The organism is Streptomyces sp. NPDC004542, from assembly GCF_040610035.1.
Taxonomy (GTDB): Bacteria; Actinomycetota; Actinomycetes; order Streptomycetales; family Streptomycetaceae; genus Streptomyces.
In genome coordinates this window covers 1-10148 of record NZ_JBEXLP010000149.1, presented here as the reverse complement: position 1 = coordinate 10148, position 10148 = coordinate 1, and the positions used below count along the sequence as shown (strand labels likewise).

Here is a 10148-nt window from a genome sequence, read left to right as displayed (position 1 = left end):
TGGGCCCCCCCCCCCCCGCCGTCGTTCAGTCGCGGAACGCCGGGATGACTTCCTTCGCGAACAGCCGCGCCGACGACAGGACATCGGCCCCGCCGATGCCCGGCAGCTGCGTCCAGCAGGTCAGTTCGGTCATCCCGAGCCGGTCCCGCAGGGCGGTGATGCGCTCGATCGCGTCGTCCGGCGACCCGATGATGTACCGGTCCTTGAACGTCTCGAAGCTGACGGTGTCCGCGTCCTCGATGACGGCGCCCGCGTCGTTGCGGAGCTGCCGCTCTCCCTCCGCCGACTTGCGTCCGTACAGCTCGCGGAAGAGGTGGGTGACCGCGGGCGCCGCGATCCGCTCGGCCTCCTCACGCGTCTCGGCGATGTAGACGCCCCGCATGATGGGCAGCTCCTGGGGGACGAACCCGGTCTCGTCGCACGCCTTGCGGTAGACCGCGAGGTGCTCGGCGAGCTCGTCGATGGTGTGCCGGGGGGAGCCCACCCAGGCCGCGCCGCGGGCGGCCGCCCGGCGCAGCATGAGCTTGCCGGACACGCCGTACCAGATCGGCGGGTGGGGCCGGCGCACGGGACGGGGCATGAGACGCGTCTCGGGGATGCTGAAGAACTCCCCCTCGTAGCTGAACGTCTCGTTGGTCCACGCGGCCTGGAGGATGTCCATCACCTCCTCGAAGCGCCGGGCGCGGGTCTCGTAGGGCACCATCAGGCCCGCGAACTCCTCGGTCACGTAACCGGGGGCCATGCCCAGCCGCAGGCGTCCCCGGGAGATGTTGTCGACGACCGCGGTGTCCTCGGCGAGCTTGACGGGGTTGTAGAGCGAGGCGAGCAGGATGTTGGTCGTGAGCTCCAGCCGCTCTGTCACCGCGGCGACGGCCGCGAGCACCGTCAGCGGTGAGGAGTTGTGGCCGTCCCGCTGGAAGTGGTGTTCGGTCACGTGCACCGAGTCGTAGCCGAGTGATTCGATCTCCGGCGCCAGGCGGATGAAGTCCGCCACGGCGTCGGCCCAGCTGAGCTCGCCGTCGGGGGGGACCACCATGCCGAAGCACAATCCGAACTTCATACTGCTGTCTCCTTGTGTCCGCATATGAACAGCGACGTGGCACACATGCTCATGCGGCTCTCACGTGTCGGGCCACTGGGCGCTGCCCGAGAAAAACACGGACGGTTCGTGCGGCGCACCAGTGCGGACGCGCGGGCGGGCACGGGGGCGCCGGTGCGGCGGTTCCGGTAAGGCGGTTCCGGTGCGGCGGTGACGGTACGGCGGTGCTGGCGGTGACGGGGATCAGCCGGCGCGCGGTGCCGTACCCTCGGGCAGGACCTGCTCGCACCAGATGGTCTTGCCGCGGCGGGTGTGCCGGGTGCCCCAGCGCTGGGTCAGCTCGGCGACCAGCATCAGCCCGCGGCCGCCCTCGTCCGACAGGTGCGCCCGGCGCAGGTGCGGAGCGGTGTTGCTGCCGTCGGTGACCTCGCAGATCAGCGTGGAGACGTTGAGCAGCCGCAGCCGGACCGGGGGCCGGCCGTACCGCAGCGCGTTCGTGACCAGCTCGCTGACCACCAGTTCCGTGACGAAGCCCAGCTCGTCCAGCCCCCACCGGGCCAGTCGCTCCTCGGCCCACGACCGTGCCTGCGCGACCGCCGCCATGTCGTCGGGGACCTCGAGGCTGGCCTCCTCCTCGGGGCCGAAGGTGCGGGTGCGGGCGACGATCAGCGCCACGTCGTCGGCGTGGGCGGGCGGCAGCACCGTGTCGATGACGTGGTCGCACACGGTGTCCAGAGCGGGTACGGGGTGGGAGAGCGCCGAGCCCAGCCGCCCCAGGCTCCGGTCGACGTCGCCGGGGTCGAGCAGCCCGTCGGTGTAGAGGGCCAGCAGGCTTCCCTCGGGCAGCTCGGTCTCCACCGCCTCGTACACGGTGTTGCCCAGACCGAGCGGCGGGCCGGGGGGCAGCGGCAGCAGCCGGGCCTCGCCGTCCGGGGCCACCACGAAGGGCGGGGGATGGCCCGCCCGGGCGGCCGAGCAGGTGCCGGCGACCGGGTCGAAGACGGCGTAGAGGCAGGTGGCTCCCAGGTCGGCGGCGTCCGCGGACGCCTCGTCGCGCTCGGTGGCGATCCGGTCGACCAGGTCGTCGAGGTGGGTCAGCAGCTCGTCCGGCGGCAGGTCCACGTCGGCGAGCGTGCGCACCGCCGTGCGCAGCCTGCCCATCGTGGCCGCCGCCTCGAAGCCGTGGCCCACCACGTCACCGACCACGAGCGCCACCCGGGCCCCCGACAGCGGGATCACGTCGAACCAGTCGCCCCCGGCTCCGCCGAGCCCGTGGGCCGGCAGGTAGCGGGACGCGGCCTCGACCGCCGGCTGCGGGGGCAGCCGGCTGGGCAGCAGGCTCTGCTGCAGTGCCAGCACGGCGGTGCGCTCCCGGGTGAAGCGCCGCGCGTTGTCCAGGCACACCGCGGCCCGCGCCACCAGTTCCTCGGCCAGGATGCGGTCCTCGTCACCGAAGGGCTCCTCCCGGGCGCGCAGGAGGACCGCGACGCCCAGCACGGTGCCCCGTGCCCGCACCGGTACGCACAGGATCGACCGGTAGCCGTGCTCGTGGACGCTGTCGGCGCGCACCGGCTGGTCCCTCAGCCAGGCCTGTGCGGCCGGGTCCGTCAGCCGGTGCACCACCGAGCGTCCGCCTGCCATGCTGCGCACCGCGGGCGAGTGCGCGGGGTAGAAGTCGACCTCGCCCGGCTGGAGCAGCGCCTCGGGGGCACCGGGGCGCACCGAGTTGTTCGCCACCCGCCGCAGGGCGACCTGCCCGGTGAAGGGGCCGGGCTCCGCGCCCTCCAGGAGGGTGTCCAGCAGGTCGATGTTGACCCAGTCGCCCAGCAGCGGCACGAGCTCCTCGGCGAGCTCCTCGGCGGTGCGCATCACGTCCAGGGTGCTGCCGATGCGGGTCCCGGCCTCGTTGAGCAGGACCAGCCGGTCGCGTGCGCGGTCCGCTTCGGTCACGTCCTCGGTGGTCAGGCACAGGCCGGTGACGGTTCCCCCGGAATCGCACAGCGGGTAGGCGGACACCGACAGGGAGCGCTCCCGCGCCGGGTCGGCCGGCACCCGGCACCGCAGCCGCGCCGTCGGGGCCGGCCGGCCGGTGCTGAGCACCCGGCGCATACGGGCCTCCCAGGAGACGGTCTGCGGGCCGGGGAGGATCTCCGTCACCCGCCGCCCGTGCCAGGCGTGCTCCTCGGCACCGGTCAGCCGGGCCATGGCCGGATTCTGCCGCACACAGCGCAGGGCCGAGTCGTAGAGGGAGACGGCGACCGGTGAGGCGGAGAAGAGCCAGGCGAGAACCGCGTCGTCGCTCGGCGACGGCACGGAGGGCGGTCCGAGGAAGAGCTGCCCGACCGCCGGGGCGCGCCCGGCCCGGTCTCCGGCACAGGCATCGTCGTACGTCATCTTCTTTGCCGCCTCACCGGACGCTCCGGCGCACGGAGCATCGTCTAGGGGCCTGGTTTCCACCCAGTATGCGTCAGCCCCCCGGAGGCAACAATGCGCTGCGAACTGTGCGCCGCCCGAAAAAGTCCGGCCCGTTTCGTGCCGTGAAACAATTGTCCGTGTCTCCCCGGTGAACCACGCTGGCGGCACCGAGCGCAGCCTCGGCTCATGGGAGGGAATCGCGTATGACGACAATCTCTGCGATCGATATCAACTGCGATATGGGTGAGAGCTTCGGAAACTGGGTCATGGGCCGGGACGACGAGATGTTCCCGCTGATCACCACGGCGAACATCGCGTGCGGATTCCACGCGGGGGATCCGACGGTGATGCGCCGGACCGTCCGCGCGGCCAAGGAGCACGGCATCGCGGTCGGCGCCCACCCCGGCTACCACGACCTCGAGGGGTTCGGCCGGCGCCGGATCCTGCTCAGCCCGGACGAGGTGGCCGCGCTCCTCACCTACCAGATCGGCGCGCTGCGCGCCTTCCTGGACACGGAGGACATGCCCATGCACCACGTGAAGCCGCACGGCGCGCTCTACAGCTACCTGCGGGACGACGAGGCCGCCGGCCTGGCGGGCGCGCGGGCCGTGCACGCCCTCATGCCGGACACGCTGGTCTACTGGCCGGCACCGGCGTTCGGCACCGTGTTCTGCGACGAACTCCAGCAGCTGGGCCACACCGTCGTCGGCGACCTGTATCCGGACCTGAGCTACGACGGGAACGGAACCCTCGTCATCAAAAGGAAAATCACCGGAACCGATATGGATTTCGCGCTCGGCCAGGTGAAGCAATTCCTGAAGACCGGTCAGGTGCAGACCGAGGACGGAACCCTGGTGGACATGACGGCGGGCAGTATCTGTGTGCACGGCGACGGCGACCACGCCGTCGAACTCGCCGCCGCCGTCCGGCAGACGGTCCTGGACTCCGGTGTCACCGTGGAGGCGGTGGCCGCATGACGGCGCGCGTGGGAGTCCTCACCGAGCCTCCGAAGGGGACGCACTACACCTTCGGCGGCGACGAGTGGATCGTCGTCCAGCTGAGCGAGGCCATGAGCCTCGACGCCAATCTCAAGGCCCAGGTGCTCACCCGGGCACTGGCCGAAACCGAGCTGCCCGGTGTCGTGGAGATCTGCCTGTCGAACGCCTCGTACATGGTGCGCATCGATCCGGACCGGGTGCACCCGGGCGCGATCGTCGAGCGGCTGCGCCGGCTGGAGGCCGAGCACTCCGACTTCCGGTCGATCACCCTGCGTACCCGGATCGTGGACGTCCCCGTCCTGTTCGAGGACGAGTGGACGGCCGAGACGGTGCGCCGGTTCCGGGACCGCCACCAGCGGCCGGACCTGACCGACCTGGAGTTCGCGGCGGAGCTCAACGGCTACGGCAGCACGGACGAGTTCATCGACGCCATGGTCTCCGCCCCCGCGCTGATCTCCATGATCGGGTTCGTGCCCACCGTGCCCTGGGGCTACCAGCTCGTCCCCGAGGAACGGCAGATCGAGGTGCCCAAGTACGTGCGGCCGCGCACGTTCACCCCGGAGCGCGCCTTCGCGTGGGGCGGCGCCTTCTCGGCCATCTACCCGGTGGACGGGGCGGGCGGCTACCAGCTGTTCGGGATGTGCGCGACGCCGATCGTGCAGCCCGAGCAGACCCTGTACGACTTCCGTGACAGCTTCTCCTTCCCCCGCCCCGGCGACCTGTTCAACTACCGCAGGATCGAGCGCGCGGAGTTCGACGAGATCAGGGCGCGGGTCGAGGAGGGCACGTTCCGCTACCGCATCGAGGAGCTGGACTTCACCCCCGCCGATTGGTTCGCCCGCCCCGACGAGACCGTCGCCGCCATGCAGGAGCTGCTCTATGGCGCTTGAGATTCTGCGTCCCGGACTCATGACCACCGTCCAGGACGAGGGCCGTACCCAGGGATACGCGCTCGGCATGCCGCCGTCGGGTGCGATGGACCGGTTCAGCTACCACGTGGCCAACACGCTGGTCGGCAACCCGGTCGGAGCGGCCGTGCTGGAGTGCACCTACCTCGGGCCGGAGATCGCGTTCACCGAGGCCACGACGTTCGCCGTGACCGGCGCCGACCTGCCCGTCAAGCTCAACGGCGAGGAGATCCAGCCCTGGACCTCGCACCGGGCCGCAGCCGGTGACGTCCTCGGCTTCGGCTTCCTGAGGTCGGGCGCCCGGGTGTACATCGCGGTCGCCGGCGGCATCGACGTGAAGCCGGTGATGGGCTCGCGCTCCACCTACACCCTGTGCGGGATGGGCGGATTCCAGGGCCGGCCGCTGAAGGCGGGCGACCTGGTTCCGGTGGGCACGGACGTGACCGGCACCCCGGGGCGGCACCTGCCGCCCGGCCTGGTGCCGGACCTCTCCGGCCCGGCCGAACTGCGGGTGGTCGTCGGACTGGCCAGCTACCGGGTCACCCCGGACAGCCTGGCGGCGTTCTTCGAGACCGACTGGAAGGTCACACCGGACGCCAACCGGGTCGGCTACCGCTACCGGGGCGGCGCCGTGGAGTGGGTGCCCCGCGTCCAGCCGCGCGGAGCCGGCAGCGATCCCGCCAACGTGGTGGACATCGGCTACCCGATCGGCTCGATCCAGATCCCCGGCGGCACGGAACCGATCGCCCTGCTCAACGACGCGGTGACCGGCGGCGGCTACGCCACGATCGGCACCATCATCAGCGCGGACATCCAGGTCGCGGGCCAGACGAAGACCGGGGACGTCACCCGGTTCGTGCCCGTCTCGATCGACGCCGCGCTCGGCGCCCGACAAGAGGCCAAGGCCCGGCTGGCCAAGGCACGTGAAGCCATCGAGGCCCGGTCCCGGTGACCGGCCCGCTCCCGAAAGGACCCGGTATGAGTGAAACGACCGTGGCGGCACCGTTCCCCGGGGTCTTCTACCGCCGCCCCGACCCCGCGTCACCGCCCTTCGTGGAGGTCGGCGACACGGTGGACGCGGGCACGGTGGTCGGCCTGATCGAGGTCATGAAGATGTTCCAGGAGATCCACGCCGAGACCTCCGGCCGCGTCTCCGCGTTCTTCGTCGAGAACGAGGAGGCGGTCGACGCCGGCCAGTCCCTCCTCACCGTGGAGTGATCCGTGAGCACAGACGCCAGCACACAGCCGAACCCCCTCACCCGGGTCCTGGTCGCCAACCGCGGGGAGATAGCGGTACGGGTCGTGCGCGCCTGCCACGACCTCGGCATCGAGGCCGTCGCCGTGCACTCGGCCCCGGACGCCGGGGCGATGCACGTCCGGTCGGCCGACGCGGCCGCCGCCATCGGAGGGCCGCAGGCCAAGGAGAGCTATCTACGCATCGACCGCGTGGTCGCCGCGGCCCTCGAGCAGGGCTGCCAGGCGGTCCACCCCGGGTACGGCTTCCTCGCCGAGAACCCGGAGCTGCCGAAGGCCTGCGCCGAGGCCGGCCTCGTCTTCGTCGGCCCGTCCGCCGAGGTCATGGAGGCCGTGGGCAACAAGGTCCGGGCCCGGGAGATCGCCGAACAGGCCTCCGTACCGGTGATCCCGGGCAGCGGGAACCTCTCCTCCGTGGACGAGGCCGCCGCGTTCGCCGGGCGGGTCGGGTACCCGGTCATGCTCAAGGCGGCCGCGGGCGGCGGCGGCCGGGGCATCCGCCGGGCCGACGACGAGGCGGCGCTGAGGACCTCGCTGCCGGAGGCGGTGCGCGAGGCCGAGGCGGCCTTCGGCGACGGGTCCGTCTTCCTGGAGAAGTGCGTGATCGACCCGCGCCACGTGGAGGTGCAGATCGTCGCCGACGGCCACGGGAACGTGGTGCACCTCGGCGAACGCGAGTGTTCGCTCCAGCGCCGCCGGCAGAAGCTGGTCGAGGAGAGCCCGGCGCCCGGTCTCGCTCCGCAGGTCCGGGACGAGCTGTGCGCCGCGGCCGTGCGCATCGCCAAGCAGGTCGGCTACACCGGCGCCGGCACGGTGGAGTTCCTCGTCGACCCGCGCTCCGGGGAGTTCTACTTCATCGAGGTCAACGCCCGCATCCAGGTGGAGCACGGGGTCAGTGAGCTGGTCACCGGCGTCGACATCATCGGGGAGCAGCTGCGCGTCGCCGCGGGCCTCCCGCTGAGCCTGACCCAGGACGACGTCACCTTCCGGGGCGCGGCGATCGAGCTGCGCATCAACGCGGAGAACCCCCGGAAGAACTTCTTCCCCTCGCCCGGACAGGTGACCCGGCTGCGCTGGCCGGACGGACCCGGGGTCCGGGTCGACACCGGCCTGGAGGAGGGCGACCGGATCCAGCCCTACTACGACTCGATGATCGCCAAGGTGCTGGTGACGGGCCGGACCAGGGCCGAGGCGGTGGCCCGGGCCCGCCGGGCGCTGCGCGAGCTGACCGTCGAGGGCGTCCACACGACCGCCGGGCTGCAGCAGTCGATCCTCGACTGGGACGCGTTCGTGGACGGGGCCTTCCACACGGGTTCCCTGGACCCGTTCATCGCGGCCTGGGCCGCGCCCTGACCGCCGGCCGGCCTGCCCCACCGCTCCCTCGGGGCAGGCCGGCCGGCTCACGTCGGACCCTTTTCCGTCCCCGGGGAGACGTGCCCCGCGAGACGCTCTCTCCCCCGCATCCCGCCCCGCATCCCCGCGCCGCAAGAAGGGTGAGCCGTGACCTGTCCGGTGAGCTACGACGAGAACGCCGGCCTGTGGCTGGTACGGGACCCCGAACAGGTACGCGGGGTCCTCGCGGACCCCGGCCGGTTCAGCCCGGCCAACGCCCTCACCGCCCACACGCCGCTCGGGCCCCGGGCCCTGCGCGTCCTGGCACGCGTACGGTTCGCGCTGCCCCCGGTCCTGGCGAACAGCGGCGGCCCCGGGCACCGCGCGGTGCGCGGGACCGTGGCCCGCTTCTTCGCCCCGGGCCGGGTGGACGCCCTGGAGCCGGTGGTCCGGCGGCTGAACGCCGAACGGTGGGCGAGGGTGCGGGAGCGGCTGGCACGCGGCGAGGAAGTGGATCTCGTCGCGGCCGTCGCCGCCGACGTGCCCGCCCTCGTCCTTCTCGAACTCCTCCGCCTGGACGATGTGAGCGTCCCCGATCTGAAGCGCTGGAGCCACGACTCGCTGGAGCTGTTCTGGGGCACACCCACCGCCGGTGAACAGGAGCGGCTCGCCGCCTCCGCCGCCGAGTACTACGTCTGGCTGCGGCAGCGCACCACGGCCGCCCGCAGGTCACCGGGCGAGGACCTGTTCGGACGGCTGGTGAGCCACGGCCTCGCGGACGACGAGGTCTGCTCGGTCGCGTACTTCCTGCTGGTCGCCGGTCACGAGACCACCGCCATGCTGGTCTCCTCGGCCCTGCGTCTGCTGGCCGCCGGGCGGGAGACGCGGGACGCGGTCGCGGCGGATCCCGCACAGGCCGACCGGGTCGTCGAGGGCCTGCTGGCACGGGAGTCCTCGGTTCCGACCTGGCGGCGGATCACGCGGGAGGCGACGGTCGTCGGCGACACGGTCCTCCCCGCCGGGGCACCGCTGCTGCTGCAGCTCACCGACACCGGGGGCACCGGTGAACTCGCCTTCGGATGGGGCGTGCACCGCTGTCTCGGGGCACGCCTGGCCAGGATGGAGACCCGCGTCGCCGTCCAGGAGGCCGCGGGGATGCCGGAGGTGGAACTCACCGAGCCGGAGCCGCCCATGATCGACCTGCTGTCCTTCCGGGCGCCCCGCCGCGTCCGGGTCCGCCGCCCGGGGTGACGGACCCCCTTACCGTTCACGATCCATCGACGACAGAGGAACACACCCGTGGCACAGCCATCCCCGCTCCAGGACACCGTGATGCTCGCGCGCAGCTTCCTGTTCGTGCCGGGCCACCGGCCGGAGAGGTTCGAGAAGGCCGTCGCATCGGGAGCCGACGTGGTGATCCTCGACCTCGAGGACGCGGTCGCCGCCGACCGGAAGGAAGAAGCCCGCGGCAACGTCGCCGCCTGGCTGGACCAGGGCCACCAGGCGGTGGTGCGTGTCAACGGCGCCGGCACCGAGTGGTACGCCGACGATCTCGACGCCGTGGGCGGCCGCACCTCCGTGGTGATGGTGCCCAAGGCCGAGGACCCGGCGGAACTCACCGGGCTGACGGACCGCCTGCCGGCGGGCACGGGCATCGTCCCGCTCGTCGAGACGGCGGCCGGCGTCCTCAAGGCGTTCGAGGTGTGCGCCGTCTCCTCGGTCCTGCGCCCCGCCTTCGGCGGGGTCGACCTCGCCGCGCAGCTGGGGGTCGACCACACGTCGTACGACGCCCTCCGCCATGCGCGTTCCGCGCTCGTCGTGGCCGCCGCGGCGGCGGGCCGCGCCGCTCCCGTGGACGGGGTGACGACGGCGGTGCGGGACAACGCGGTGCTGCGGGCCGACATCGCCCACGCGATCGGCCTCGGCTACGGCGGCAAGCTGTGCGTCCATCCCGAACAGGTCGGGACGACGAACCGGGACTTCACCCCGGCCGACGAGCAGATCGCCTGGGCACACCGCGTCGTGGCCGCCGCGGGCCACGGTTCGGCGACGGTGGTCGACGGGCAGATGGTGGACCGGCCCGTGCTGCTGCGCGCCCAGGCCGTCCTCGCCCGCGCCCGGGCGGCGGGTTCCGGGCCGGTGGCCACGGGCGACGAGTGAGGCACGGGGGCTTCACGGTCCCGCGGCGGGCCGGAGCGCCGC

The 10148-nt window shown here is 72.5% G+C and carries 9 protein-coding genes; 7 read left to right on the top strand and 2 right to left on the bottom strand.

The window, feature by feature from the left end:
• Positions 1–25 precede the first annotated feature (25 nt).
• On the bottom strand, positions 26–1060 hold the full coding sequence (locus tag ABZX30_RS36905) for an LLM class flavin-dependent oxidoreductase (RefSeq protein WP_355942485.1): 1035 nt from the start codon (positions 1058–1060) through the stop codon (positions 26–28).
• 222 nt (positions 1061–1282) lie between these two features.
• Positions 1283–3433, bottom strand: coding sequence for a SpoIIE family protein phosphatase (locus ABZX30_RS36900; RefSeq protein ID WP_355942482.1), 2151 nt, complete (start codon positions 3431–3433; stop codon positions 1283–1285).
• 224 nt (positions 3434–3657) lie between these two features.
• Between ABZX30_RS36900 and ABZX30_RS36895 the strand changes: the two genes are divergently transcribed.
• The 7 genes from ABZX30_RS36895 (at position 3658) to ABZX30_RS36865 (ending at position 10106) form a co-directional block, all read left to right on the top strand.
• A complete protein-coding gene (locus ABZX30_RS36895) occupies positions 3658–4431 on the top strand; it encodes a 5-oxoprolinase subunit PxpA (protein WP_355942479.1) in 774 nt (257 codons plus the stop codon).
• A complete protein-coding gene (locus ABZX30_RS36890; RefSeq protein ID WP_355942476.1) occupies positions 4428–5342 on the top strand; it encodes a carboxyltransferase domain-containing protein in 915 nt (304 codons plus the stop codon). Before ABZX30_RS36895 ends, ABZX30_RS36890 begins: the two co-directional genes overlap by 4 nt.
• A complete protein-coding gene (locus ABZX30_RS36885; protein ID WP_355942473.1) occupies positions 5332–6312 on the top strand; it encodes a biotin-dependent carboxyltransferase family protein in 981 nt (326 codons plus the stop codon). Before ABZX30_RS36890 ends, ABZX30_RS36885 begins: the two co-directional genes overlap by 11 nt.
• Before the next feature lie 26 nt (positions 6313–6338).
• Positions 6339–6578 carry an acetyl-CoA carboxylase gene (locus ABZX30_RS36880; protein ID WP_355942470.1) on the top strand — a complete coding sequence of 80 codons (240 nt, stop codon included), beginning with the start codon at positions 6339–6341 and terminating at the stop codon, positions 6576–6578.
• A 3-nt stretch (positions 6579–6581) separates the two neighbouring features.
• Positions 6582–7967, top strand: coding sequence for an acetyl-CoA carboxylase biotin carboxylase subunit (locus tag ABZX30_RS36875; protein ID WP_355942467.1), 1386 nt, complete (start codon positions 6582–6584; stop codon positions 7965–7967).
• Positions 7968–8114: 147 nt separating this feature from the next.
• Positions 8115–9197: a cytochrome P450 gene (locus tag ABZX30_RS36870; protein WP_355942464.1), complete on the top strand. Its 1083-nt coding sequence runs from the start codon at positions 8115–8117 to the stop codon at positions 9195–9197.
• 48 nt (positions 9198–9245) lie between these two features.
• Entirely contained in the window at positions 9246–10106 is an 861-nt protein-coding gene (locus ABZX30_RS36865) for a CoA ester lyase (RefSeq protein WP_355942461.1), read from the top strand.
• Positions 10107–10148: the final 42 nt, after the last annotated feature.

Bases quoted from the DNA above. Each gene is read 5' to 3' on its own strand.
- ABZX30_RS36885 (WP_355942473.1), top strand. From the start codon at position 5,332: ATGGCGCTTGAGATTCTGCGTCCCGGACTCATGACCACCGTCCAGGAC.
- ABZX30_RS36890 (WP_355942476.1), top strand. From the start codon at position 4,428: ATGACGGCGCGCGTGGGAGTCCTCACCGAGCCTCCGAAGGGGACGCAC.
- ABZX30_RS36900 (WP_355942482.1), bottom strand. From the start codon at position 3,433: ATGACGTACGACGATGCCTGTGCCGGAGACCGGGCCGGGCGCGCCCCG.
- ABZX30_RS36895 (WP_355942479.1), top strand. From the start codon at position 3,658: ATGACGACAATCTCTGCGATCGATATCAACTGCGATATGGGTGAGAGC.
- ABZX30_RS36905 (WP_355942485.1), bottom strand. From the start codon at position 1,060: ATGAAGTTCGGATTGTGCTTCGGCATGGTGGTCCCCCCCGACGGCGAG.
- ABZX30_RS36880 (WP_355942470.1), top strand. From the start codon at position 6,339: ATGAGTGAAACGACCGTGGCGGCACCGTTCCCCGGGGTCTTCTACCGC.